We start from the raw sequence: 25071 nt of genomic DNA, 5'->3' as shown, positions 1-25071 counted from the left end.
CGGGAATCGTCCCGCCAACGACCATCTGTGATTGCCCCGCAGGGGGTGGCTGGGCGAAAATGGCCGCCTTTTTCCGACCTAGCTGCTTCGGCAGCCACCCCGCAGGAGATTCATCGATGCCCAGCCGTCGTGAGCGTGCCAATGCCATTCGTGCCCTCAGCATGGATGCTGTGCAAAAAGCCAACAGCGGCCACCCGGGTGCCCCGATGGGCATGGCGGATATCGCCGAAGTGCTGTGGCGTGACTACCTGAAGCACAACCCGGCCAACCCGAAGTTCGCCGACCGTGACCGCTTCGTGCTGTCCAACGGCCACGGCTCGATGCTGATCTATTCGTTGCTGCACCTGACCGGCTACGACCTGTCCATCGACGACCTGAAGAACTTCCGCCAGCTGCACAGCCGCACCCCGGGTCACCCGGAATATGGCTACGCACCCGGCGTCGAGACCACCACTGGCCCGCTCGGCCAGGGGATCGCCAACGCCGTGGGCTTCGCCCTGGCAGAAAAGATCATGGCGGCGCAATTCAACCGCGACGGCCACACCATCGTCGATCACCACACCTATGCGTTCCTGGGTGATGGCTGCATGATGGAAGGCATCAGCCATGAAGTCTGCTCGCTGGCCGGTACCCTCGGCCTGAGCAAGCTGATCGCCTTCTACGACGATAACGGCATTTCCATCGACGGCGAAGTGCACGGCTGGTTCACCGACGACACCCCGGCGCGCTTCGAAGCCTACGGCTGGCAGGTGATCCGCAATGTCGACGGCCATGATCCGGAAGAGATCAAAATGGCCATCGACACCGCGCGCAAGAGCGATCAGCCGACCCTGATCTGCTGCAAGACCATCATCGGTTTCGGTTCGCCGAACAAGCAGGGCAAGGAAGAATCCCACGGCGCCGCGCTGGGCCATGACGAAATCGCCCTGACCCGCGCTGCCTTGAACTGGAACCATGCGCCGTTCGAAGTGCCTGCCGGCATCTATGCCGAGTGGGATGCCAAGGAAGCCGGTCTGGCTGCCGAAGCCGAGTGGGATCAGCGTTTCGCCGCCTATTCCGCCGCTTACCCTGAGCTGGCCAACGAATTCATCCGCCGCATGGCCGGTGAGCTGCCCGCTGATTTCTCCGCCAAGGCCAGCGAGTTCATCCGCGCCGTGGCCGAGAAGGGCGAAACCATCGCCAGCCGTAAAGCCAGCCAGAACTGCCTGAATGCCTTCGGCCCGCTGCTGCCGGAACTGCTCGGTGGTTCGGCTGATCTGGCCGGCTCCAACCTGACGCTGTGGAAAGGCTGCAAGCCGGTGGTCGCCGAAGACGCTTCAGGCAACTACATGTACTACGGCGTGCGCGAGTTCGGCATGAGCGCGATCATGAACGGCGTTGCCCTGCACGGCGGCCTGGTGCCTTACGGCGCGACCTTCCTGATGTTCATGGAATACGCCCGCAATGCCGTGCGCATGTCCGCGCTGATGAAGCTGCGCGTGCTCTACGTGTTCACCCACGACTCCATTGGCCTGGGCGAAGACGGCCCGACGCACCAGCCGGTCGAGCAACTGACCAGCCTGCGCACCACGCCGAACCTGGATACCTGGCGCCCGGCGGATACCGTCGAAGCTGCGGTGGCCTGGAAGCATTCGGTCGAGCGCAAGGACGGCCCGAGCGCGCTGATCTTCTCGCGCCAGAACCTGCCGCATAACCTGCGCGACCATGAAACCGAAGCGGCCATCAGCCGTGGCGGCTACGTGCTGAAGGATTGTGTCGGCGAGCCGGAACTGATCCTGATTTCCACCGGTTCGGAAGTCGGCCTGGCCATTCAGGCGGCCGACAAGCTGACCGAGCAGGGCCGCAAGGTGCGCGTGGTGTCGATGCCGTCGACCAACGTCTTCGACCAGCAGGACGCTGGCTACAAGCAGTCCGTACTGCCGCTGCAGGTCACCGCGCGTATCGCCATCGAAGCTGCCCATGCTGACTTCTGGTACAAGTACGTCGGCCTCGAAGGTCGTGTCATCGGCATGGAAACCTACGGTGAGTCGGCCCCGGCCGGCGAGCTGTTCGAGCATTTCGGTTTCACCGTCGAGAACATCATCGGCACTGCCGAAGAGCTGCTCGACGCCTGAGTGAGAACGACGCTGTAGAGTGGGTCGGGGCGCGCAGCTGACGCTTTCGATCCACCGTTACAGCGCCCGGTGGATTGATAAAGCGCGATCCACCCTACGGGTTCATCCGAGATCTGCGATGTCCTATCGTCCCTACCGCGTTGCTCTGAACGGCTACGGCCGCATCGGCCGTTGTGTGCTGCGTGCCCTGCACGAACGTGTCGGCGATGCACGTCTGGAAATCGTCGCACTCAATGACCTGGCCGATCAGGCCAGCATCGAGTACCTGACCCGCTTCGACTCTACCCATGGGCGCTTTCCCGGCGAGGTGAAGGTGGCGGGCGATTGCCTGCACATCAACGGGGAGTCGGTGCGCGTGTTGCGTCAGCGCGAACCGGAAGGCGTGGACTGGGCCGCGCTGGATATCGACCTGCTGCTCGAATGCTCGGGGCAGTACACCACCCGCGAACAGGCCGAGCGTTTTTTGCAGGCCGGCGCGCCGCGAGTCTTGCTGTCGCAGCCGATGGCCAGCGAGAGCGACGTCGATGCGACCGTGGTCTATGGCGTCAATCAGCACTGCCTGACAGGCGCCGAGCGCCTGGTGTCGAACGCTTCCTGCACCACCAATTGCGGCGTGCCGCTGCTCAAGTTGCTCAATGAGGCGATCGGGCTGGAGTACATCTCCATCACCACCATCCACTCGGCGATGAACGACCAGCCGGTGATCGACGCCTATCACGATGAAGACCTGCGCCGTACGCGCTCGGCCTTCCAGTCGGTGATTCCGGTGTCCACCGGCCTGGCCCGCGGTATCGAGCGTCTGCTACCGGAACTTGCCGGACGAATTCAGGCCAAAGCCATTCGGGTGCCGACGGTCAACGTGTCCTGCCTGGATATCACCTTGCAGACCGCCCGCGACACCAGTGCCGAAGAGATCAACCGGATCTTGCGACAGGCTGCCGAACAGGGGCCGCTGCAGGGTCTGCTGGCGTACACCGAGTTGCCGCACGCCAGCTGCGACTTCAACCATGATCCCCATTCGGCCATCGTCGACGGCAGTCAGACGCGGGTTTCCGGGCCTCGCCTGGTCAACCTGCTGGCCTGGTTCGACAACGAGTGGGGTTTTGCCAATCGCATGCTAGACATGGCCGTGCATTTTCTCGATGCCGCCGCTTCCCTTTCACCAGCCCCTGTTAAGGACTGACTCAATGACTGCAGCTGCCGTAAACATCACGAAAATGGCCGACCTCGACCTGCAAGGTAAGCGCGTGCTGATCCGCGAAGACCTCAACGTGCCGGTCAAGGACGGCGTGGTGAAGAGCGATGCGCGCATCCTGGCCGCATTGCCGACCATCAAGCTGGCCCTGGAAAAAGGCGCTGCGGTGATGGTCTGCTCGCACCTGGGCCGCCCGACCGAAGGCGAATTCAGCGAAGAGAACAGCCTGGCACCGGTAGCTGCCTACCTGAGCAAGGCTCTGGGCCGTGATGTGCCGCTGATCAAGGACTACCTTGGCGGCGTCGAGCTGAATGCCGGTGATTTGGTGCTGTTCGAGAACGTGCGCTTCAACAAGGGCGAGAAGAAGAACGCCGACGAGCTGGCTCAGCAATACGCCGGCCTGTGCGACGTGTTCGTGATGGACGCTTTCGGCACCGCTCACCGCGCCGAGGGCTCGACCCACGGCGTGGCCAAGTTCGCCAAGGTTGCCGCTGCCGGCCCGCTGCTGGCGGCTGAGCTGGATGCGCTGGGCAAGGCCCTGGGCGCCCCGGCTCAGCCAATGGCGGCGATCGTCGCCGGCTCCAAGGTGTCGACCAAACTGGACGTGCTGAACAGCCTGAGCAGCATCTGTGATCAGTTGATCGTCGGCGGCGGCATTGCCAACACCTTCCTGGCCGCTGCCGGTTACCCCGTCGGCAAATCGCTGTACGAAGCCGACTTGGTCGACACTGCCAAAGCCATCGCCGCCAAGGTCAGCGTGCCGCTGCCGGTGGATGTGGTAGTCGCCAAAGAGTTTTCCGAATCGGCGACTGCGACCGTCAAGGCGGTGGCCGATGTGGCCGACGACGACATGATCCTCGACATCGGCCCGCAGACCGCGGCGCAGTTCGCCGAGCTGCTCAAGGCCTCGAAGACCATCCTGTGGAACGGCCCAGTCGGCGTTTTCGAGTTCGATCAGTTCGGTGAAGGCACCAAGACGTTGGCCCTGGCCATCGCCGAAAGCCCGGCGTTTTCGATTGCAGGCGGTGGCGACACCCTGGCTGCCATCGACAAGTACGATGTGGCTTCGCGTATTTCTTACATTTCTACCGGTGGCGGCGCGTTCCTCGAGTTCGTCGAGGGCAAGGTGCTGCCGGCTGTGGAAGTCCTGCAGCAACGCGCAAAGGGCTAAACCTCTGCGCCTCGCCACGGTCATTACCTTGTACGGAAATTAACCAGCAAGGAGTGACCGATGCGTAATGTGGCCGTTGTGTTGACCTTATGTGCTGCCTTGGGCGGTTGTGCCGGGGGCGGTTCACCGCGTGATGAGGCGTGCAGTGTGTTGAGTCCGGCGGCCATCGACCTGCCGACCACCCGCGAAGAGCCGCGCATTGAAGGGCAGACGAGCGGTGACCCCGCGGCGCCGGTCAGTGAGCAGAACTGTTAAGTGACAAGGAGAGTGCGATGAACCGTTATACAGGCGCCGCCGCGTTACTCGGTCTGGTCATGCTCGCCGGCTGCGCGGGCAAGGATTACGCGGATACCCAGGAATGGAACCGCTGGGTGTGCGACAGCCAGGCCGAAGTGTTCTGGCGCTATGCCGACAGCACCCATGAGAAAGTCGATGTACGGATGGGCGGCAGCGATGTCGTTCATCGCTTGAGCCAGGAGCCCGCGGGCTCCGGCGTGCTGTACAGCGACGGTACGTTGTCCTTTCACACCAAGGGTGAGGAAGGCCTGATCTACCGCACCGCCAATGATGATCTGCTCGGGCGTGGCTGCAAGGCGCCTTGAGCGACACGCGCTTTCACGCGCAGAACTTGAATAGCGCCTGCCACTGCGGCAGGCTTGCACGATTAACGAGCCCTATCGGGAGATAGCAAAACATGGCACTTATCAGCATGCGCCAGATGCTCGACCACGCCGCCGAATTCGGCTACGGCGTGCCGGCCTTCAACGTCAACAACCTCGAGCAGATGCGCGCCATCATGGAAGCTGCCGACAAGACCGATTCGCCGGTCATCGTCCAGGCCTCTGCGGGTGCCCGCAAGTACGCCGGTGCGCCGTTCCTGCGTCACCTGATTCTTGCCGCCATCGAAGAATTCCCGCACATCCCGGTGTGCATGCACCAGGACCACGGCACCAGCCCGGACATCTGCCAACGCTCCATTCAGCTGGGCTTCAGCTCGGTAATGATGGACGGCTCGCTGAAAGAAGACGGCAAGACGCCGGCTGACTACGAGTACAACGTTCGTGTCACGCAGCAGACCGTTGCCTTCGCCCACGCCTGCGGCGTATCGGTTGAAGGTGAGCTGGGTTGCCTGGGCAGCCTGGAAACCGGCATGGCCGGTGAAGAAGACGGCGTAGGTGCGGAAGGCGTGCTCGATCACAGCCAACTGCTGACCGACCCGGAAGAAGCGGCCGATTTCGTCAAGAAGACTCAGGTCGATGCCCTGGCCATTGCCATCGGCACCAGCCACGGCGCCTACAAGTTCACCAAGCCGCCTACTGGTGACGTGCTGTCGATCGAGCGCATCAAGGCCATCCACAAGCGCATTCCCAACACCCACCTGGTGATGCACGGCTCCAGCTCGGTGCCGCAGGATTGGCTGGCGATCATCAACGAGCATGGTGGCGAGATCAAGGAAACCTACGGCGTGCCGGTCGAAGAGATCGTCGAAGGCATCAAGTACGGCGTGCGCAAGGTCAACATCGACACCGACCTGCGTCTGGCCTCCACCGGAGCCATCCGCCGCTTCCTGGCCGAGCACCCGAGCGAGTTCGACCCGCGCAAATACTTCGCCCATACCATCACTGCCATGCGTGATATCTGTATCGCCCGCTACGAAGCCTTCGGCACCGCCGGCAACGCCTCGAAGATCAAACCGATCTCCCTGGAAGGCATGTTCCAGCGTTACGCCAAGGGTGAGCTGGCCGCCAAGATCAACTGATCGAAGCGTTCCTCGCTGGCCACAAGCCGCTTGTCCGTCATGGACAAGCGGCTTTTTATTGGGCCATGTGCAGGGTGATCACGGCTTGACTCACAGCGGTGCATCGTCATGGATGCGTTGCTCAGGCACGCACCCAGCCTGGCTTTTTCGGCAGCCGGCGCAGCGGTGTAAAACCATGTAAAACACCTGCACCGTCTTGCCGCGCGCTCTACGCCATACTGCCGTCACGCGTTTCAGGATGTCGGCACCATGCCTCAAAATTCCCGCCCCTGGCTGCCGTTCTGCGGCGCCGTTCTGGTGGCCACGCTGCTTGGCAGCATCGTTCAGACCCAGTTCAACCTCGCCGCTTTGCAACAGCTTGGCGCCACCATTCCCGGCAGTATTCGCGTGCACGCCACCGTGCATGACCTGTTCAGTTTCAGCCCGACGTTCGCCGTGTTGATCATCGCCGCCTTCATCGTCGCGTTGCCGGTAGCTACCTGGTTGTCATCTGCCCTCGCCCCGTTGCGCTGGCTGGTATTTGCGCTGGCCGGCGCCCTGGCTGTCTGGCTGGCGCTGAGTGTGGCCAATGCCGTAGCGCCCATGCCGACCCTGATCGGTGCCAACCGTACCTTGGCTGGCACCCTGGCGCTGATGGTCTGCGGCAGCCTCGGCAGCCTGGCCTATGCGCGCCTGCGCAGTGGTGGCCGCCGATGACCCTTTCTCGAAATAAACGCGTGACGGTAAGCGCTGTGCTGCTGGTTCTCGGGCTTTGCGCAGGCGTGCTGGCCCGGGCCGATTACCGGATCGAAACCGTCTCCGGCGGCCTGGAGCATCCCTGGTCCCTGGCCTTCCTGCCGGATGGCCGCATGCTGGTCACCGAGCGTACCGGGCAGCTGCGTATGATCGACGCCCAGGGCAAATTGCAGGCCGAGCCGATCGCGGGGATGCCGACGCCCTTCGTCGCCACCCAGGCGGGCTTGATGGAAGTGGTGCTGGATCCGCACTTCGCCGACGACCCGTGGATCTACCTGAGCTATGCCCATGGCGATATCGACGCTAACAACACGCGGCTGGCGCGGGCGCGTCTGGTCAACACTGAGTTAAGGGACTTCGAGGTCCTGTTCACGGCCCAACCGGCCAAGGCGGGCGCCTCGCATTACGGCGGGCGGATCGCCTTCCTGCCTGACGACACGCTGGTGCTGACCCTCGGTGATGGCTTCGACTGGCGCGAACAAGCGCAAAACCCGGCCAATCATCTGGGCAAGACGGTGCGCCTGCACCGTGACGGCAGCATCCCCGACGACAATCCGCTGCGCGGCCAACAGGGCGCCGCGCAGGAGATTTACAGCCTGGGGCACCGCAACGTGCAAGGCATCGTTTACGACAGCGCACGGGAGCGGCTGTACAGCCACGAGCATGGTCCCAAGGGCGGTGATGAGCTCAATCTGCTGCAGGCCGGTGGCAACTATGGGTGGCCGCTGACGTCTTTCGGCGTCGACTACACCGGCGCGATGGTCACGCCGTTTACCGAGTTGCCCGGCTACCTGCCGCCGCAGTTGCATTGGACGCCCTCTGTAGCGCCGTCCGGGTTGGCGCTCTACAGCGGTGATCGCTTCCCGCTCTGGAAGGGCGATCTGTTCGTATCGACGCTGGCAGAAAAAAGCGTACGCCGTGTGCGTCTGGAAAAAGGCCGGTTAGCCGGTGAAGACGTGCTGTTTCAGGAGCTCGAAGAGCGCATCCGCGGCGTGTACGACGGACCTGACGGTGCATTGTACCTGCTGACCGACAGCGCCGAAGGCCGGCTGCTACGGGTCGTACCGCTGTAGGTTGAGGCATAATTCAAGGCCCGCCTCGATCCGTGAGCCGTCATGACAGTATTGAAGTACCTCCAGGCCTATCCGGCCTCGCTGCAGGAGCAGGTGCGCCAGATGATCGCGGGCGGGCGCCTGGGCGATTACCTGGCCCAGCGTTACGACGGCCACCACACGATTCAGAGCGACAAGGCGCTGTATGCTTACGTCATGGCGCTCAAGCAGGAGCACCTGAAGAACGCGCCGGCTATCGACAAGGTTCTGTTCGACAATCGCCTGGACTTGACCCATCGCGCGCTTGGCCTGCACACCACCATCTCGCGGGTGCAGGGCGGCAAGCTCAAGGCCAAGAAAGAGATTCGCGTCGCGTCGCTGTTTCGCGAGGCTGCGCCGCAGTTCCTGCAGATGATCGTGGTGCATGAGCTGGCGCACTTGAAGGAAAGCGATCACAACAAGGCGTTCTATAAACTCTGCGAATACATGCTGCCGGACTACGGGCAGCTGGAGTTCGACCTGCGCCTGTACCTGACCTGGAAGGACCTGCAAGCTGGCGCGCCGGCCTGACGTCAGTACGCCGCAATGATTTCATGGTGGTGCACCCGCCCCGCAACCGTCAACTCGATCTCGTCGCCCGGGTGTCGGCCCAGCAGCCGTTGGCCTAGAGGTGCGTGGGGGCTGAGGACGAGAATGGCCTGCTGCTGGATATGTATCTTCAGGGCCGCTCCCTCCGGGCCGAGGAACAGCCATTGTTCGTGGCCGTTTTCGTCAGCTACCAGCACCAGCGCGCTCAGGCGGATGCCCAGCGCCTTGTCGTAGGGGCGTAACTGCAACTGGCGCCAGGCGCGCAGGCTCAAGCCGATCTCCTCGACGCGCCGAGCTTGCCCGGCGGCCAGGTACGCCGCCTCCAGGCCCAGGGTGTCGTATTTGTTCTCGGCGATGTTTTCCTCGTGGGTCGCCGTTTCGTGGGCGACCCGCGCGGCCTGCTCGGCGGCCAGCAGGTCTGTGCCGAGCTGCTCGACGACCTGCCGGGCAATCAGCTGCTTATCCACAGGCGCCTGGCTCATCGCGTGGCAGCCGCTGCGGCGCGATTCTTCAGCAAGTGCGCGGCCAGCGTGCGCAACGGGCCGAGCTGCCGGGCGATCAGCGACAGTTGGGTTTGCACCAGGCGCTGCGAGTCATCCATTTCATCCGGTATCTGCTCTAGCTTCGCCGCTAGCTGCTCCTCGCTGTCGCTCTGGATGGCGACCTGGGTCTGTTCAACCAGGCCGCGGGCAATCTCGTCGAGACTTTCGGCGATGCGCCCGGCACTGCTGAGCAGGTCGCTGTGTTCTTCCACCAGCAAGGCCTCACCGCGGTGCGCGCCAAGGCCCGACAGGTAACTGAGCAGAGTGTGCGAGAGCACCAGGAAGCGGAAGCCGATATCTGCTTCCTTACGGAAGTGCCCGGGCTCCATGAGCATGTTGCCCAGGGTGGTAGACAGTGCTGCATCGGCGTTATGGGCGTTGCGCCGCGCCAGGCGATAGGCGAGGTCGTCGCGCTTGCCCTCGGCGTATTGGCGGATGATTTGCTGCAGGTAGGTGCTGTTGCAGCTCAGGGTGTTGGCCACCACGCGGTTAAGGCGCCGGCCTTGCCAGTCCGGCAGAATCAGGAATACCGCGAGTCCGGCGATCAGGCTGCCGAGCAGGGTGTCGAACAGCCGTGGCAGGATCAGCCCATAGCCGTCACCCACCTGGTTGAAGCAGAACAGTACCAGCAGGGTGATCGCGGCGGTGGCCACGGTGTAGCGGCTGGAGCGGGTGGCGAAGAACACCACGCCGGCCGCGACGGCGAAGAATGCCTGGATCAGTGGAGCCGGGAACAGATCGATCAGCGCCCAGCCAAGCAGCAGGCCGAGCACCGTACCGATGATGCGCTGCACCAGCTTCATCCGGGTGGCGCCGTAGTTCGGCTGGCAGACGAACAGCGTGGTCAGCAGGATCCAGTAGCCCTGGGTCGGATGAATCCAGTGCAGCACGCCATAGCCCGCCGCCAGCGCGATGGACAGGCGCAGGGCATGACGGAACAGCAGCGAGGTGGGCGTGAGCTGCAGGCGGATGCGTTCCCAGACGTCACGCAGCGACTGCGGCTCGCGGTCGAGCAGCGAGCTGTCCTGCTCCTCGGCCAGGGCGTCGGGGTTGCTGGCGCTGCCGAGCAGGCGGTCGAGCGTGCCGAGGTTGCCAGCCAGTGCGCCGAGCGAGCGCAGCAGGTGACGCCAGGCCGGATTACTCTGGATGCGCAGGTGTTCCAGTGAAGCCTGCAGATCAGCCTGCGCTTGGCTGTATTGCTCGCCATATTCGAATGGCTGGCGCAGCTCGATGGCCTGGGCCAGCGCGTGGCAGGCTTTGCCATGTAAACGTAGCAAGCGCTGGCAGCGGAACATCACGTCGCTGTGGAAAAATGCCTCGGCCAGGTCGTTGTATGGATAGTGCGAGGAACTGGCGCGCTCGTGGATGTCCTGGGCAAGAAAATACAGCTTCAGGTAACGGCTGACCTTCGGGCCTGGCCGACCGTTGCCGACCCGGTGCAGGATGATTTCCTTGGTCGCGTTGAGCGCCGCCACGACGCGGCCGTTCTGCTTTGCCAGGGCCAGGCGACGCGCTTCCACATCCAGCTGGCGCAGCGGTTCGAACAGCGCCGCCTTGAGCTTGAGGTACAGGCCCAGTTCGCGGAACAGCCGCGCCAGGCTGTGCTGTACCGGCTGATGGGCGAACAGTGCGTGCCACAGCACCGACAGGGCGCCGTACCAGGCCGCGCCAGCGACCAACAGCAGGGGCTCCAGCCACAGGCCGGCAACGCCGCCGCGCTGCTCCACGCCGATCATGCTGTACACCGCCAGGATCAGCGTCGCCGAGCCGAGGGTCGCAAAGCGCTCGCCGAGCGCCCCCAGCATGGTCAGTGCGAACGTCGACAGTGCCAGCGCGCTAACGAACAGCCACGGGTAGGGAAACAGGAACTCTACCGTGTAGGCGGCGGCGCTGAAGCAGCCCAGGGTTACCAGCAGCGCCGCCAGCCGGCCTTGCCAGCTGTCATCAGTCTCGGCCAGGGCGCTGGCGATCACCCCGAGAAACAGCGGAATCAGGCTGTGCATCCAGCCCTGATACCAGCACAGCGCCAGGCTGCCGCCGAGAGCAATGAACACCCGCAGGCTGTAGCTGAACTTGTCCAGCGCCCAGAGACGACGCAGCGAGTGGCGCAGGGAGGGGGACGACATCCGGATCGGAAACCTTCTCGGGTAAGGGACGGAGCCGCGGCCTTGGGGCTGCGGCATTTCGATTGTGCCTCGCTTGTGACCAGCAGAGCGAGCGGCGGTTTGCACGGCGCTCCGAAAATGCGCGCTACCAGTCTATTCATCCAACGAGCATGCTGGACGCCTCGCCGGGCGGCGAGGTCACCGAGCCTGAACTCTGCGCCGCCGGCTCCGCTCCAAATCTACTCATCGCCAAACCGACAGCCGTCAGGCGGCTGTGCCCGACCGACAGGAGCGCCCCATGATCGACCTCCATTACTGGACGACCCCCAACGGCCACAAGGTCAGCATTTTCCTCGAAGAAAGCGGGCTCGATTACAACGTGCATCCGGTGAATATCGGCACCGGCCAGCAGTTCGAGCCGGCATTCCTGAAAATATCCCCAAACAACCGCATTCCGGCCATCGTCGACAACAACCCTAGCGATGGCGGAGAGCCGCTTTCAGTGTTCGAATCCGGGGCGATTCTCGAATACCTGGCCGACAAGGTTGGCCGCTTTCTGCCGCTGCAGCCGCGCCTGCGGGTAGAGGTGCAGCAGTGGCTGCACTGGCAGATGGGCGGACTGGGGCCAATGGCTGGGCAGAATCACCATTTCGTGCGTTTTGCTCCCGAGCAAATTCCGTATGCCATCGAGCGCTACGTGACGGAGACGGCGCGTCTTTACGGGGTGCTGGATCGTCAGCTGGAGGGGCGCGAATATGTAGCCGGGGACTATTCCATCGCGGATATCGCCATCTATCCGTGGGCGAAGGGCTGGGAGCTGCAGCGTCAGCGTCTCGAAGACTTTCCCAATATGGCTGCCTGGCTGGCGCGCATGGGTAACCGTCCTGCTGTGCAGCGTGCCTATCAGGTTGCCGAGGCGGTCGCGCAGCGTCCTGAGGAAGTGCTCAGCAGCGAGGCGCGCAAAGCGCTGTTCTAAGGCGCGATGCGTTGCGGGCTCTTTTCAGCGGTAGGGTCCCGCCCAGCCAATCGAGGCTAGGTCAGTTTCAACGCATCGGCTGGCACGGGGCGGTCGATGAAATAGCCCTGGGCATAATCGCAGCCGAGTTCGCGCAGATAATCCTGCTGCTCGACGCGTTCTATGCCTTCGGCCAGTACGTTCATTTCCATGCTGTGGGCGAGGGCGATTACTGCGCGGGTGATCGCGCGGTCGTCCTTGTCGTCGGGCAGGCCGGCAACAAAGCTTTGGTCGAGCTTCAGTTTCTGCACCGGCAGGCGCTTGAGGCGGGCCAGGGAGCTGTAGCCGGTGCCGAAATCATCGATGGCCAGACGCACGCCCAGGCTGCGTAAACGCTCGAGCAGCGCTTGGGCCTGGTCCGGGTCATCCATGACCGCGCTTTCGGTCACCTCAAGCTCCAGGCAATCGGCAGGCAAGCCTGTCTGTGCCAACACCCTGGCGACCCGCTGATCGAGCTCGCCGCGGCTGAACAGGCGACTGGAGATATTCACCGCCACGAACTGCAGCGGGCTGCCGGCCGCGCGCCAGGCGACCATCTGCCGGCACGCATGCTCCAGTACCCAGGCGTCGATGGCATTGATCATGCCGCTGTCCTCGGCAACCGGAATGAATTCACCGGGCGGCACCAGCCCACGCTGCGGGTGTTGCCAGCGCACCAGCGCCTCGACGCCAACCATCTGCCCATCATCCAGGCGGCACAGCGGTTGGTAATGCACGCGCAGCTCTTCGTTTTCGAGGGCGTGTCGCAAGCCGGCGATCAGTTCTATGCGTTGGCGTGCGTGCTCGGTCTGCGCATGATCATAAAAGGCGAATCCTTCGCGACCGCTGTTCTTGGCCTTGAACAGGGCCGAGTCCACATTGCGCAGCACCTGCTCGACGGTCTGCGCATCTTGCGGGTACAGGCTGATACCGATGCTGGCGGAAATGAACAGCTCCTGGCCCTCGAGCACAAAGGGCTCGGTGAGGCAGTCGATCAGCTGTTGGGCCAATTGAGCGGCCTGCTCGGCCTGGCCGCAGTCTTCACTGAGCAGGCCGAATTCGTCACCGCCCAGCCTTGCCAGCGTCGCGGCTTTGCCGAGTTGCCTGGCAAACCGTGCGCCAGCGGCCTTGAGCAGCAGGTCGCCGATGTTGTGGCCGAGGCTTTCGTTGATATGTTTGAAGTGATCCAGGTCGATCACCATCACCGCGCCACGGTGTGCTTCGTTTTGCGCGCGACCGAGGGCGTGCTCGACACGCTCGGTGAATAACAGGCGATTGGGCAGATTGCTCAGCGGATCGTGGTGGGCGAGGTGGTCGAGTTCATCCTGTGAGTGCTTGAGCACGCTGATGTCGGAGAACACCGCCACATAGTGACTGAGCAGGCCATTGTCATCGTGAATAGCGCGGATGCATTGCCATTGTGGATAGATTTCGCCGTTTTTGCGGCGGTTCCAGACTTCGCCGCTCCAGATGCCTTCGGTTTGCAGGGTCTGCCAGAGATGCTGGTAGAACGCAGCGTCATGACGGCCCGATTTCAGCAGCGTCGGATGCTGACCGAGAATTTCCGCTTCGCTGTAACCCGTGATGCGGCTGAAGGCGGGGTTGATGTGCACAATCCTCTGCTGCACATCGGTGACCAGCACGCCTTCCTGAGTGGCTTCGAATACGGCGGCTGCCTGGCGCAGGCTGTCGGCATCGGCGCGCCGCTGGGTGATGTCCTTGACCGTGCCGATGAACCGCGCAGGCTGACCCTTGGCGTCCACCTGCACGCGGCCTCGCGAGAGTATCCAGCGGTAGCTGCCATCATGGTGGCGCAGGCGAAAGGTGTTCTCGTAGGGTGTGTCGTGGTCGGCCTGCAGGATCTCGGCGAGGGCGCGCTGGTAGCGCGGATGATCATCCGGGTGCAGCAGCTGCTCCCATTGCGCGCGGTCATTGCTCAGAGCGCCCTCGGGCAAGCCGAGCAGCGCGTGATAACCCGCCGAATAAAAGACCTTCTGGCGCTGCAGATCCCAATCCCACAATCCATCTTCGGTGGCCGAGAGAGCCAGGCTCAGGCGTTCTTCACTGGCCTGCAGTGCGCTGCCAATACGCGCCTGTCGCTCGAGGTGCCAACGTATCGTGACATACAGCAGGGCACTGGTCAGGAGGACGAAGGTGAGCCCCTTCCACACCTGAATCTGCTCCGTCTGTCGGACAGTCAGGCCCAATGAGGTCAACAGCATGTCGCTGCAGAAAACCCACAGGCTGGCGACTACCAAGTAGTTCAAAGTCAGGCGCAGTGCGCCTTGGCGAGTAGTCATAACGGACGATTCGGTTCTGGGGTTCGTGGGAAGGTCATCGCTGTGGCCACCGTTGTAACATCCTTAGCCAAAAGTCCCAGTGGTTTTCCATAGAGTGTCGTTGATAATGCGTCGTCGGCCTGTCGGCCGCTGCGTCTTTCTCTGCAAGAGGTACCCCTGCCCATGTGGTACAACGGTTTTCTCGACCTCTCGGTCTGGCAACTCATCCTCACCACCTTGCTGATGACTCATGTCACCATCGTCAGCGTCACGGTCTATCTGCATCGTTATTCCGCGCACCGCTCCCTCGAGCTGCACCCTGCGCTCAAACACTTCTTCCGGTTCTGGCTGTGGTTGACCACGGCCATGAACACCCGCGAGTGGACTGCCATCCATCGCAAGCACCACGCCAAGTGCGAAACCGCCGATGATCCTCACAGCCCTGTCATCAAGGGCCTGGGTACGGTGATGCGCAAGGGCGCCGAGTTGTATGCCGACGAGGCGAAGAATCAGGATACCTTGCGCATCTACGGCAAGAACTGCCCTGACGATTGGATCGAGCGCAAGGTCTATTCGCGCTTTCCCATGGGCGGTATCGCCCTGATGATGGTCATCGATGTGGCGCTGTTTGGCGCGCTCGGCCTTACCGTCTGGGCCATCCAGATGATGTGGATTCCGTTCTGGGCCGCTGGCGTCATCAATGGCCTGGGCCATGCGATTGGCTATCGCAACTTCGAATGCCGTGACGCCGCCACCAACCTGGTGCCGTGGGGCATCATCGTCGGCGGTGAAGAGCTGCACAACAATCACCACACCTATCCCAATTCGGCCAAATTGTCGGTCAAGCGCTGGGAGTTCGATATGGGCTGGGCGTGGATACGCGTGTTCAGCTTCCTGCGCCTGGCCAAGGTGCAGCGTGTCGCGCCGATCGCGCACCGGGTGCCGGGCAAGGGCATTCTGGACATGGACACTGCCATGGCGATTCTCAACAACCGCTTCCAGATCATGGCCCAGTACCGCAAGTTAGTCATCGGCCCGTTGGTCAAGCAGGAGCTGGCCAAGGCCGACGAGTCGGTGCGCCATCAATTCCGCCGTGCCAAGCGATTGTTGTCGCGCGAGCCGAGCCTGCTGCAGGACAACCAGCAAGTGCATATCGATGCGATGTTGGCGCACAGCCATTCGCTCAAGGTCATCTACGAGAAGCGCCTGGCGTTGCAGCAGATCTGGGCCAAGACCAGCGCGAATGGCCACGACATGCTCGAGGCGATGAAGCATTGGGTGCAGGATGCCGAAGCCAGTGGCATTCAATCCCTTCGGGATTTCGCCGAGCAGCTCAAGACCTACTCATTGCGCCCGGTTGCAGTGTGACCCGGCGCTCATTCGCATAAGGCGCTCTGAACCGCCTGAAGCGGCCATGGTCATAGCAGTGACCCGGTTGCCACATGAAAGCCCGCCGTTCGGCGGGCTTTTTTGATCCTGTTTGGCAGCCCCACCGCACTTAATCTGGCACTGCAGGATCGGTATATGGACGAACTCGGCACTATCGACCTGGAAGAGTTGACCATGGCGCTGTTACACAGCCGCGCCGAGGGCACCCGGTTACGCGAGCGTGAAGAACTGTTCAGCACCTTGCTGGGCAGCGTTAACGCGGTACTTTGGGCGTTCGATTGGGCAAGCCAGCAGATCACCTACGTCAGCCCGGCCTATGAGCGCGTGTTTGGGCGTTCAGCTGGGCTGTTGCTTGCCGATTACGGCGAGTGGCGTAACAGCATTTATCCAGATGATCTGGAATTCGCCGCCGAAAGTATGGCCAAGGTGCTGGAAACTGGCGCTGTCGAAGCGCGCGAATACCGCATCATCAGGGCGGATGGCGAGATTCGTTGGCTCAGTGACAAGTGCTTCATCGGTCGCAACAGTGACAGCCGGGCAACGCCGATCATTTTTGGTATTGCCGAAGACATCACCGAGAAGAAGCAGCTGGAAGGCGAGTTGCACCGCCTGGCAACCACCGACGTGCTGACCCAGAGCAGCAACCGTCGGCACTTTTTCGAATGCGCGCAAAGCGAGTTCGAACTGGCCCGCAATCAAGGGCAGCCGTTGGGTTTCCTGCTGCTGGACCTCGACGATTTCAAGCACATCAACGACAACTATGGCCATCAGGTCGGTGACCAGGTGCTGCAGCAGCTGGCCAACTGCGCCAGTTCGGTGCTGCGCCGTGGCGATCTGTTCGGGCGTATCGGTGGGGAAGAGTTCGCGGCGCTATTCCCGGGCTGCGAGCCGGAGCTGGCCTCGCAGATTGCCCAGCGTTTGCAGCGCGAAATTCAGCGTCTGGCCTTCAATCACGAGGGTAAGACCTTTGGTGTTACGGTCAGCCAGGGCCTGACCTCCTTGCGCAGCGGCGATCCAGGTCTGGATGTGCTGTATGCGCGCGCCGATGCGGCCATGTACCAGGCCAAACGGCAGGGGAAAAATCAGATCGTCACCAGCTGAAAGTGGCGAAAAGCCGCCGTATGCTTCTAGAGGGTCAGCGGATAATTGCTCATGGTTGCTTTTTGAGCGTCCGCTGGCTTGTGCGCCATTCTCGGTAACCAACTGAAATCTTTGCAGTTATGCGACGCGAGTCAGCCATGGCATGTAACCTGCTGTGTTAGATTTGCCCAGCAACGGCCCGTGCGAGGCCGAGAATAACAATGCCGAGAATGTACGATGCGCTTTTTATGCATTCCTTGCCGTTCCCTGAATTCGATTAATTCCAACTACTGAGCTTGCGTGCTGCTGTCCTTGCCTGTGGCGTCTTTTCGGCTGCCTGGCAATGGCGGTCGTGCCCCGAATTCGGCTGATCTTTCGCCCATGAAGCCCCGTCAGTCCGATGTGCTGCAAACCAATAAAAGAAAAGACACTGGAGAGATCACGATGAAAAAGACTTCCCTAGCGCTGGCCGTAGCCGCCGGCACTCTGGGTTTGACCCTGGTCAACGTCGCGAACGCGGCGTTTATCGAAGACAGCAAGGCCAAGCTTGACCTGCGTAACTTCTATTTCAATAACGATGTTCGTGATACCGATACCCCCAGCAACAAAGAGTGGGGTCAGGCGTTCCAGCTGAACCTGCAGTCTGGTTTCACCGAAGGCACAGTTGGTTTCGGTGTAGACGCGCTAGGGCTTCTGGGTGTCAAGTTGGACTCCGGTGGTCGGACTAACAAGGCGGACCGTAGCCGTACTCCGGGCGTTCTGTTCCCTACCGATAGCGATAACAGCGCTGTTGATGAGTTCAGCAGCTTGGGCCTGACTGGCAAGATTCGTGTCTCCAAGACCGTAGCCCATGTCGGCACCCTGCAGCCGAAGCTGCCAGTCGTGACCTTCAACGATGGTCGTCTGATCCCGCAAACCTTCGAAGGCGCGCAGATTACCTCCAATGAAATCGACAACCTGACACTGGTTGCCGGTCAGCTGGAACACGCCAAGGGCCGTACTTCCAGCAATGCTGATTCACTTGCCATCGCCGGCGCCACCAATGGCGCGGATAGCAACAAGTTCTACTACGGTGGTGCCGACTACAAGATCAACAAGGATCTGCTGGTTCAGTACTACTACGGCAACCTGGATGATTTCTACAAGCAGCACTTCCTGGGTCTGACCCATACTTTGGCTCTGGGCGCTGGCTCGCTGAAGTCCGATCTGCGTTACTTCGACACCAACTCCGATGGGAAGAACGGCAGCACCGCTGGACGTGCTGAAGGTTTCCGCGCCGCTGGTAAGCCGGGTAACAACGGTGAGGCTGACAACCGCACCTGGAGTGCTTTCTTCACCTACAGCCTGGAAGGCCACGCGCTGAGCGCCGGTTATCAGCAGGTTTCGGGTGATAGCAACTTCATGCAGCTGAACCAAACTTCGATCCCTGGGCAGGGTGGTGCTACCACTTACCTGATCACCGACCGTCAGATCACCAACTTCGCCCGTGCTGGCGAGCGTACCTGGATCACCCAGTACGGCTACGATTTCGGCAAGGTTGGCGTCCCAGGCCTGACCGCCAACGTGCTGTACATGAAGGGTGACAACATCAAGGCCGTTGGTGGCGATCAGAAGGAGTGGGAGCGCGACCTGACCGTCAGCTACGTGCTGCAGGAAGGCTCGCTGAAAGGCATGGGCTTTGCGTGGCGGAATGCCTCGCTGCGTAGCCAAACGTCGACCGGCGATGTAGATCAGAACCGCCTGATCGTCAGCTACAGCATCCCGCTGATGTAAGCAGCGTCCGAGTCGCTCTACGCGGCGGCTCGTATCAATAAAAAGCCCGGACTGGTTCCGGGCTTTTTATTGTCTGGAATTGCCTGGTTTCAGCTTGCTGCAGTCACGGCGGGTTGCTGTTGCGTGATGCAATGAATGTTGCCACCGCCCAGGAGAATTTCTCGACCCGGCACCATGACGACACGGTGCTCGGGGAACAGGCGCTCGAGAATGGCCTTGGCTTCCTGGTCTTTCGGGTCATCGAAGCTTGGCGCGACGATACCGCCGTTGACGATCAGGAAGTTCACATAGGAGCCGGCGAGGCGCACCTCTGGGCTGCGTTCCTGGCTGCCGAGTACGCGATCGACGCCCGCGCATTCATCTTCGGTCGCGTGCAGGGGGCCAGGGATCGGCATCTTGTGCACGGTCAGTGTTCGGCCCTTGGCATCGCGGCTGTTTTCCAATACGCGCATAGCGGCCTGACAGCGCGAGTAGTTAGGGTCTTGTTGATCGTCCGTCCAGGCCAGCAGCACTTCGCCTGGGCGTACGTAGCAGCAGAAGTTATCCACGTGCCCGTCGGTCTCATCGTTGAACAGACCATCCGGCAGCCAGATGACGCTGTCGATGGCCAGGTGTTCGGCCAGCACGACTTCGATCTGTTCACGGTTAAGGTGCGGGTTGCGGTTGTGGTTGAGCAGGCATTCCTCGGTAGTGATCAAGGTGCCCTCGCCATCGACATGGATCGAGCCGCCCTCGAGCACGAAGCCCTCGGTGCGATAGCGGTCGCAGCCCTCCATACCGAGCACCTTGCTCGCCACCTGATCGTCGCGCAGCCAAGGGAAATACAAACCGCCCTCGAAACCGCCCCAGGCATTGAAGCCCCAGTCGACGCCGCGCAGCGTGCCGCTTGCGCTGGTCACGAAGGTCGGGCCGGTATCACGCACCCAGGCATCATCGGTGGTCATTTCCACCAGGCGAATGCGCTCGTGCTGCAAATGCGCGCAGGCGTTTTCGTATTGCGCCGCCGACACGCAGACCGTTACGGGTTCGAACTCAGCGATGGCCCTGGCCACGGCGGCGAACGCATGCTGCGCAGGCTTACCGCCCAGGCGCCAGTTATCGGGGCGTTCTGGCCAGACCATCCAGGTCTGGCTGTGCGGTTCCCATTCGGCCGGCATGCGGAAGCCATCGGCGCGGGGCGTGGTGGTCAGGGTGGACATGGTGTTACTCCGTGACAGGGCGCGGCTGAGATAAACCGAAGTCTATCTCAGCCTGCGTTTTTTCAGGGGCTTGAACTGCAAGTGGCGGCATTAGCGACGCAGAATCACTCAGACCGTATGCAGGTACCAGTTGTATTCGAGATCGGAAATGGTCGTTTCGAATTCCTGCAGTTCGGCTTCCTTGCACGCCACGAAGATGTCGATGTACGCCGGGCTGATGTACTTGTTCATCACTTCGCTGTCGTCCAGCTGACGCAGCGCATCACGCAGGTTGTTGGGCAGGCTCTGCTCCAGCTGCTCGTAGGAGTTGCCTTCGATCGGCTCGCCCGGCTCCAGCTTGTTGGTCAGGCCGTGGTGAATGCCGGCAAGGATCGACGCCATCATCAGGTACGGGTTGGCATCGGCGCCGGCCACACGGTGCTCGATACGGATGGCATCGCTGCTGCCGGTCGGCACACGAACCGCGACGGTGCGGTTATCCAGGCCCCAGCTCGGCGCGTTCGGCACGTAGAACTGCGCGCCGAAGCGGCGGTACGAGTTGACGTTCGGGCACAGGAAAGCCATCGACGCGGGCATGGTGTCGAGGATGCCAGCGATGGCATTACGCAACGGCGCATGCTGCTCCGGATCTTCGGTGGCGAAGATGTTCTCGCCGGTCTTCTTGTCGAGCAGCGAAATATGCACATGCAGACCGTTGCCCGCCTGGCCCGGGTAGGGCTTGGCCATGAAGGTCGAGTCCATTTCATGGTCGTACGCGATGTTCTTGATCAGGCGCTTGAGCAGCAGCGCATGGTCGCAGGCCTTGAGTGCATCTTTGGTGTGGTGCAGGTTGACTTCGAACTGCGCGGGGGCGCTCTCCTTGACGATGGCGTCCGCGGGCAGGTCCTGCTCCTTGGCGGCTTCGAGCATGTCCTGCAGGCAATCGACATATTCATCAAGGTCGTCGATCAGGTAGACCTGGGTCGAGTGAGGACGCTTGCCGGAGATCGGCGAGCGGGGCGGCTGCGGGCGGCCATTCACGTTCTCCTGGTCGATCAGGTAGAACTCCAGTTCGAAGGCCGCGCAGATGGTCAGGCCAAGTTCGTCGAACTTCTGCACCACTTGGTGCAATACCTCGCGCGGGTCGGCAAAGAAGGGGCTGCCGTCCAGCTCGTGCATGGTCATCAGCAACTGCGCGGTTGGGCGCTTCTGCCAGGGCTCTTTGCACAGGGTATTGGGGATGGGGAAGCAGATACGATCGGCATCGCCGATATCCAGGCCAAGGCCAGTGCTCTCCACGGTGGCGCCGTTGATATCCAGCGCGAACAGCGAGGCCGGCAGGTTGATGCCCTTTTCATACACCTTGTGGAGGCTGGCGCGCTCGATGCGTTTGCCACGCACCACGCCATTCATATCTGCAATCAGAAGGTCGACGAACTGAACCTCAGGATGTTCCTTGAGGAACGCGTTCGCTTCATTGAGCTGAACGGCACGCAGGGGTACCGACATGATGCAACACCTATGTTGTTGAAAATATCAATCAGTGGTTGATTAGTCTGGAGTCAATCCCAAACGTCAGAGGCTGTCAAGATATGCGAAGTCTGCCCTGAATTAGGGCGTAGTGGCCATTTTCAGGGCGTTTCAGGGCATTTCGACAGCTCGTCTCTGCGCCAATTTGGCCGTGTGTGCCGCAAGTCAGATTGGCGCTGTGAGTCCTGTTGTATAAAAAAATGAACAAAGCTAAGCTCCGTCACGACCCAGAATAATCCAACAATACGGGTGTCTGATGATTCGCATGTCGCTAGTCAGCGTCATTGCCGGTGCCGCGCAGCATGGGGTGTGCCCGTGCTTGCCCATCGACCGCGGGCCCCTGCCACAAGCAATTGACCCGCGCCCATCCCCTGTGCAGAGCGCAGCAATCAGCCGCGCTTGCCCCGCTCAAGAAACCGCACAGCGTGGCAACCCTATCGATTCCCTGACACCTTCTATATCTACCCTGCTGATCATGTGTGGTAGCCGACGATGGTCATCCGTTCGCCCCGGTGACTGGTTTTTTTGCAACGCAGGCGCTGCGGCTCGCTCATTGCAGCAGAGCCTGGGTCTGTCGGCTGTAACCCAGGTCGGTTACAGTCGTGAGCGGTGTGGTGAACAATGGCTGGCCACGTGCAACAGCGGGCTGTCTACCGCACCGATATGGCGTCACGAGCACGTGCCGGAGGCTGCGTGACAAGCCGAATTATCCTGCGCTCTGGCAAACGTCGAGCAGAGATTTCCTGAGCGCGGGACATGTCGAGCCGGCCGAGGATGCCGGTTTCAAAAAACCTGAGGTCTCTATGAGCACCAAATTGGACCAGCTCTCCAGCTGGCTGAAAGAACGCAAGATCACCGAAGTCGAATGTCTGGTCAGCGACCTGACGGGTATCGCCCGTGGCAAGATCTCGCCGACCAATAAATTCCTCGACGAAAAGGGCATGCGGCTGCCCGAAAGCGTATTGCTGCAGACGGTTACCGGCGACTACGTCGAAGACGACGTTTATTACGATCTGCTCGATCCGGCCGACATCGACATGATCTGCCGCCCGGACGAGAACGCCGTGTTCATTGTGCCTTGGGCCATCGAGCCCACCGCCCAGGTGATCCACGACACCTACGACAAGCAAGGCAATCCGATCGAGCTGTCGCCGCGCAATATCCTCAAGAAGGTCCTGCGTCTCTACGCCGATAAAGGCTGGCAGCCGATCGTGGCGCCGGAGATGGAGTTCTACCTGACCAAGCGCAACAGCGACCCGGACTTTCCGCTGGTAGCGCCCATGGGCCGCTCCGGGCGTCCGGAAACCGGTCGGCAGAGTTTCTCGATCGACGCGGCCAACGAATTCGATCCGCTGTTCGAAGACATGTACGACTGGTGCGAGCTGCAGGGCCTGGATCTGGACACCCTGATCCACGAAGAAGGCCCGGCGCAGATGGAAATCAACTTCCGTCACGGCGAAGCGCTGCATCTGGCTGACCAGATTCTGGTGTTCAAGCGCACCATGCGCGAGGCGGCGCTCAAGCACGACGTGGCCGCGACCTTCATGGCCAAGCCGATTACCGATGAGCCGGGCAGCGCCATGCACCTGCACCAGAGCATCGTCGACATGAGCACCGGCAAGAACATCTTCTCCAACGAAGATGGCTCGATGAGTCAGTTGTTCATGCACCACATCGGCGGGCTGCAGAAGTACATTCCCGAGCTGCTGCCGCTGTTCGCCCCGAACGTCAACTCGTTCCGCCGCTTCCTGCCGGACACCTCGGCGCCGGTGAACGTTGAGTGGGGCGAGGAAAACCGCACCGTTGGCCTGCGCGTGCCTGATGCGACGCCGCAGAATCGCCGGGTCGAGAACCGCTTGGCCGGCGCCGACGCCAACCCTTATCTGGCGCTGGCTGCCAGCCTGCTGTGCGGCTACATCGGCATGGTCGAAGGCATCGAGCCGAGCGCACCTGTGGTCGGCCGTGGCTACGAGCGGCGCAACCTGCGCCTGCCGTTGACCCTCGAGGCTGCGCTGGAGCGTATGGAAACCTGCCAGGTGGTCGAGCAATACCTCGGCCAAAAATTCGTCAGCGGTTACGTGGCGGTCAAGCGTGCCGAGCACGAGAACTTCAAACGGGTGATCAGCTCCTGGGAACGCGAGTTTCTGCTGCTCTCGGTATGACTCAACCGGGGCTGCTGCGCGATCCGCACGGCCCCGTCTATAGAAGGAGGTGAACATGTCGGTCAACAACCCGCAAACCCAGTATTGGCAGGCCATGAGCCGCGACCATCATCTGGCGCCCTTCAGCGATTTCAAACAATTGGCCGAAAAGGGTCCGCGCATCATCACCCGGGCCGACGGTGTGCACCTGTGGGACAGCGAAGGCCACAAGATTCTCGATGGCATGGCCGGCCTGTGGTGCGTCGCACTTGGTTACGGCCGTGAGGAACTGGTCGAAGCGGCCAGCAAGCAGATGCGGGAACTGCCGTTCTACAACACCTTCTTCCAGACCGCCCACCCGCCGGTGTTGGAGCTGGCCAAGGCGCTCTCCGAGATCACTCCGGCTGGCATGAACCACGTGGTGTTTACCGGCTCGGGGTCTGAGGGCAATGACACCATGCTGCGGATGGTGCGCCATTACTGGGCACTCAAGGGCAAGCCCGCCAAGAAGGTGGTGATCGCTCGCGAGAACGGTTACCACGGCTCTACCGTGGCGGGTGCCAGCCTCGGCGGCATGAAAGGCATGCACGAGCAGGGCGACCTGCCGATTCCGGGTATCGTGCACATCGCGCAACCGTACTGGTTTGGCGAGGGTGGCGACATGACGCCCGAGGCCTTCGGCATCTGGGCGGCCGATGAGCTGGAGAAGAAGATTCTCGAGGTCGGTGAAGACAATGTCGCGGCGTTCATCGCCGAGCCCATTCAGGGTGCGGGTGGCGTGATCATCCCGCCGGACAGCTACTGGCCGCGGGTACGCGAGGTTCTCGCCAAGTACGACATCCTGTTCGTCGCCGATGAGGTGATCTGCGGGTTCGGCCGCACCGGTGAGTGGTTTGGTAGCGATTATTACGGCAATACACCGGACCTGATGACCATCGCCAAGGGGCTGACCTCCGGCTACGTGCCGATGGGCGGCCTGGTGGTGCGTGACGAGATCGTCGCGGTGCTCAGCGAGGGCGGCGATTTCAACCACGGCTTCACCTACTCCGGGCACCCGGTGGCAGCGGCGGTGGCGTTGGAAAACATTCGAATTCTGCGCGAAGAAAAGATCCTCGAGACAGTCAGAGAAGAAACGGCACCGTATTTGCAAAAACGACTGCGTGAGCTGGCGGATCATCCGTTGGTGGGCGAAGTTCGTGGCGTTGGTATGCTGGGTGCCATCGAACTGGTGAAGGACAAGCAGACCCGTGAACGTTATCCGAGTGATCGGGCTGTCGGCATGGTTTGCCGGGGGCACTGCTTCGACAATGGATTGATCATGCGCGCCGTCGGCGACACCATGATCATTTCGCCGCCGTTGGTGATCAGTAAGCATGAAATCGACGAGTTAGTGGAAAAGGCTCGCACCTGTCTGGACCTCACCGCCCGTGCTTTACTGGTTTAAGG

At 61.7% G+C, this 25071-nt stretch carries 20 protein-coding genes; 15 read left to right on the top strand and 5 right to left on the bottom strand.

The window, feature by feature from the left end:
* Positions 1–116 precede the first annotated feature (116 nt).
* From tkt to BLS60_RS09305, 9 genes are all read left to right on the top strand, one after another.
* Positions 117–2114 carry a transketolase gene (tkt, locus tag BLS60_RS09345; RefSeq protein WP_092367203.1) on the top strand — a complete coding sequence of 666 codons (1998 nt, stop codon included), beginning with the start codon at positions 117–119 and terminating at the stop codon, positions 2112–2114.
* A 118-nt stretch (positions 2115–2232) separates the two neighbouring features.
* The gene (gene epd / locus BLS60_RS09340; protein WP_092367200.1) at positions 2233–3297 is read left to right on the top strand and encodes an erythrose-4-phosphate dehydrogenase; all 1065 of its coding nucleotides are present in this window, start codon (positions 2233–2235) and stop codon (positions 3295–3297) included.
* Positions 3298–3301: 4 nt separating this feature from the next.
* Positions 3302–4480 (top strand): phosphoglycerate kinase, encoded by a 1179-nt coding sequence (locus BLS60_RS09335; protein WP_092367197.1) that lies wholly within the window; start codon positions 3302–3304, stop codon positions 4478–4480.
* Positions 4481–4540: 60 nt separating this feature from the next.
* Positions 4541–4735: a hypothetical protein gene (locus BLS60_RS09330; RefSeq protein ID WP_092367194.1), complete on the top strand. Its 195-nt coding sequence runs from the start codon at positions 4541–4543 to the stop codon at positions 4733–4735.
* A 17-nt stretch (positions 4736–4752) separates the two neighbouring features.
* Entirely contained in the window at positions 4753–5082 is a 330-nt protein-coding gene (locus BLS60_RS09325) for an MliC family protein (protein ID WP_070880314.1), read from the top strand.
* 92 nt (positions 5083–5174) lie between these two features.
* On the top strand, positions 5175–6239 hold the full coding sequence (gene fba / locus BLS60_RS09320; protein WP_092367191.1) for a class II fructose-bisphosphate aldolase: 1065 nt from the start codon (positions 5175–5177) through the stop codon (positions 6237–6239).
* A 249-nt stretch (positions 6240–6488) separates the two neighbouring features.
* Positions 6489–6935 (top strand): hypothetical protein, encoded by a 447-nt coding sequence (locus BLS60_RS09315; protein ID WP_092367188.1) that lies wholly within the window; start codon positions 6489–6491, stop codon positions 6933–6935.
* Positions 6932–8047: a PQQ-dependent sugar dehydrogenase gene (locus BLS60_RS09310; RefSeq protein ID WP_092367185.1), complete on the top strand. Its 1116-nt coding sequence runs from the start codon at positions 6932–6934 to the stop codon at positions 8045–8047. Before BLS60_RS09315 ends, BLS60_RS09310 begins: the two co-directional genes overlap by 4 nt.
* A gap of 42 nt (positions 8048–8089) precedes the next feature.
* On the top strand, positions 8090–8596 hold the full coding sequence (locus BLS60_RS09305; protein WP_070880310.1) for a M48 metallopeptidase family protein: 507 nt from the start codon (positions 8090–8092) through the stop codon (positions 8594–8596).
* A 2-nt stretch (positions 8597–8598) separates the two neighbouring features.
* Here the strand turns inward: BLS60_RS09305 and BLS60_RS09300 are convergent, their stop codons facing one another.
* Together BLS60_RS09300 and yccS are read right to left on the bottom strand one after the other, a co-directional pair.
* Positions 8599–9081, bottom strand: a complete 483-nt coding sequence (locus tag BLS60_RS09300; protein ID WP_092367444.1) for a GreA/GreB family elongation factor — start codon at positions 9079–9081, stop codon at positions 8599–8601.
* A gap of 11 nt (positions 9082–9092) precedes the next feature.
* Complete coding sequence (yccS, locus tag BLS60_RS09295; RefSeq protein WP_092367182.1) at positions 9093–11282, bottom strand: YccS family putative transporter; 2190 nt, start codon at positions 11280–11282, stop codon at positions 9093–9095.
* A 277-nt stretch (positions 11283–11559) separates the two neighbouring features.
* Here yccS and BLS60_RS09290 point away from each other — a divergent pair, with 277 nt between their 5' ends.
* Positions 11560–12237, top strand: coding sequence for a glutathione S-transferase N-terminal domain-containing protein (locus tag BLS60_RS09290; protein WP_092367179.1), 678 nt, complete (start codon positions 11560–11562; stop codon positions 12235–12237).
* A 56-nt stretch (positions 12238–12293) separates the two neighbouring features.
* Here the strand turns inward: BLS60_RS09290 and BLS60_RS09285 are convergent, their stop codons facing one another.
* On the bottom strand, positions 12294–14555 hold the full coding sequence (locus BLS60_RS09285; RefSeq protein ID WP_092367177.1) for a putative bifunctional diguanylate cyclase/phosphodiesterase: 2262 nt from the start codon (positions 14553–14555) through the stop codon (positions 12294–12296).
* 162 nt (positions 14556–14717) lie between these two features.
* On the opposite strand from BLS60_RS09285, the gene desA reads away from it, so the two are divergent.
* The 3 genes from desA to BLS60_RS09270 all read left to right on the top strand — a co-directional run bounded on the left by desA (position 14718) and on the right by BLS60_RS09270 (position 18776).
* Positions 14718–15902 (top strand): delta-9 fatty acid desaturase DesA, encoded by a 1185-nt coding sequence (gene desA, locus BLS60_RS09280; RefSeq protein ID WP_070880306.1) that lies wholly within the window; start codon positions 14718–14720, stop codon positions 15900–15902.
* A gap of 156 nt (positions 15903–16058) precedes the next feature.
* Complete coding sequence (locus tag BLS60_RS09275) at positions 16059–17024, top strand: GGDEF domain-containing protein (RefSeq protein WP_070880305.1); 966 nt, start codon at positions 16059–16061, stop codon at positions 17022–17024.
* Positions 17025–17447: 423 nt separating this feature from the next.
* On the top strand, positions 17448–18776 hold the full coding sequence (locus tag BLS60_RS09270) for an OprD family porin (protein ID WP_092367174.1): 1329 nt from the start codon (positions 17448–17450) through the stop codon (positions 18774–18776).
* 89 nt (positions 18777–18865) lie between these two features.
* Here BLS60_RS09270 and aguA read toward each other — a convergent pair whose 3' ends face one another.
* Positions 18866–19975, bottom strand: coding sequence for an agmatine deiminase (gene aguA, locus BLS60_RS09265; RefSeq protein ID WP_092367171.1), 1110 nt, complete (start codon positions 19973–19975; stop codon positions 18866–18868).
* Positions 19976–20083: 108 nt separating this feature from the next.
* Complete coding sequence (locus tag BLS60_RS09260) at positions 20084–21463, bottom strand: glutamine synthetase family protein (protein ID WP_092367168.1); 1380 nt, start codon at positions 21461–21463, stop codon at positions 20084–20086.
* An 824-nt stretch (positions 21464–22287) separates the two neighbouring features.
* Between BLS60_RS09260 and BLS60_RS09255 the strand changes: the two genes are divergently transcribed.
* On the top strand, positions 22288–23646 hold the full coding sequence (locus BLS60_RS09255; protein ID WP_092367165.1) for a glutamine synthetase family protein: 1359 nt from the start codon (positions 22288–22290) through the stop codon (positions 23644–23646).
* Positions 23647–23701: 55 nt separating this feature from the next.
* Complete coding sequence (locus BLS60_RS09250; RefSeq protein WP_092367162.1) at positions 23702–25069, top strand: aspartate aminotransferase family protein; 1368 nt, start codon at positions 23702–23704, stop codon at positions 25067–25069.
* Positions 25070–25071 lie beyond the last annotated feature (2 nt).

The organism is Phytopseudomonas seleniipraecipitans, from assembly GCF_900102335.1.
GTDB lineage: Bacteria > Pseudomonadota > Gammaproteobacteria > Pseudomonadales > Pseudomonadaceae > Aquipseudomonas > Aquipseudomonas seleniipraecipitans.
The sequence above is the reverse complement of the archived record's forward strand: the minus strand, read 5'-3'. Positions and strand labels throughout refer to the sequence as shown.

Excerpts from the sequence above, each read along its gene's own strand:
- tkt (WP_092367203.1), top strand. The coding sequence starts at position 117 with ATGCCCAGCCGTCGTGAGCGTGCCAATGCCATTCGTGCCCTCAGCATG.
- BLS60_RS09310 (WP_092367185.1), top strand. The coding sequence starts at position 6,932 with ATGACCCTTTCTCGAAATAAACGCGTGACGGTAAGCGCTGTGCTGCTG.
- BLS60_RS09255 (WP_092367165.1), top strand. The coding sequence starts at position 22,288 with ATGAGCACCAAATTGGACCAGCTCTCCAGCTGGCTGAAAGAACGCAAG.
- BLS60_RS09260 (WP_092367168.1), bottom strand. The coding sequence starts at position 21,463 with ATGTCGGTACCCCTGCGTGCCGTTCAGCTCAATGAAGCGAACGCGTTC.
- aguA (WP_092367171.1), bottom strand. The coding sequence starts at position 19,975 with ATGTCCACCCTGACCACCACGCCCCGCGCCGATGGCTTCCGCATGCCG.
- BLS60_RS09335 (WP_092367197.1), top strand. The coding sequence starts at position 3,302 with ATGACTGCAGCTGCCGTAAACATCACGAAAATGGCCGACCTCGACCTG.
- BLS60_RS09285 (WP_092367177.1), bottom strand. The coding sequence starts at position 14,555 with ATGACTACTCGCCAAGGCGCACTGCGCCTGACTTTGAACTACTTGGTA.
- BLS60_RS09325 (WP_070880314.1), top strand. The coding sequence starts at position 4,753 with ATGAACCGTTATACAGGCGCCGCCGCGTTACTCGGTCTGGTCATGCTC.
- BLS60_RS09250 (WP_092367162.1), top strand. The coding sequence starts at position 23,702 with ATGTCGGTCAACAACCCGCAAACCCAGTATTGGCAGGCCATGAGCCGC.
- epd (WP_092367200.1), top strand. The coding sequence starts at position 2,233 with ATGTCCTATCGTCCCTACCGCGTTGCTCTGAACGGCTACGGCCGCATC.
- yccS (WP_092367182.1), bottom strand. The coding sequence starts at position 11,282 with ATGTCGTCCCCCTCCCTGCGCCACTCGCTGCGTCGTCTCTGGGCGCTG.
- BLS60_RS09290 (WP_092367179.1), top strand. The coding sequence starts at position 11,560 with ATGATCGACCTCCATTACTGGACGACCCCCAACGGCCACAAGGTCAGC.
- BLS60_RS09330 (WP_092367194.1), top strand. The coding sequence starts at position 4,541 with ATGCGTAATGTGGCCGTTGTGTTGACCTTATGTGCTGCCTTGGGCGGT.
- BLS60_RS09315 (WP_092367188.1), top strand. The coding sequence starts at position 6,489 with ATGCCTCAAAATTCCCGCCCCTGGCTGCCGTTCTGCGGCGCCGTTCTG.
- BLS60_RS09305 (WP_070880310.1), top strand. The coding sequence starts at position 8,090 with ATGACAGTATTGAAGTACCTCCAGGCCTATCCGGCCTCGCTGCAGGAG.
- fba (WP_092367191.1), top strand. The coding sequence starts at position 5,175 with ATGGCACTTATCAGCATGCGCCAGATGCTCGACCACGCCGCCGAATTC.
- BLS60_RS09270 (WP_092367174.1), top strand. The coding sequence starts at position 17,448 with ATGAAAAAGACTTCCCTAGCGCTGGCCGTAGCCGCCGGCACTCTGGGT.
- BLS60_RS09275 (WP_070880305.1), top strand. The coding sequence starts at position 16,059 with ATGGACGAACTCGGCACTATCGACCTGGAAGAGTTGACCATGGCGCTG.
- desA (WP_070880306.1), top strand. The coding sequence starts at position 14,718 with ATGTGGTACAACGGTTTTCTCGACCTCTCGGTCTGGCAACTCATCCTC.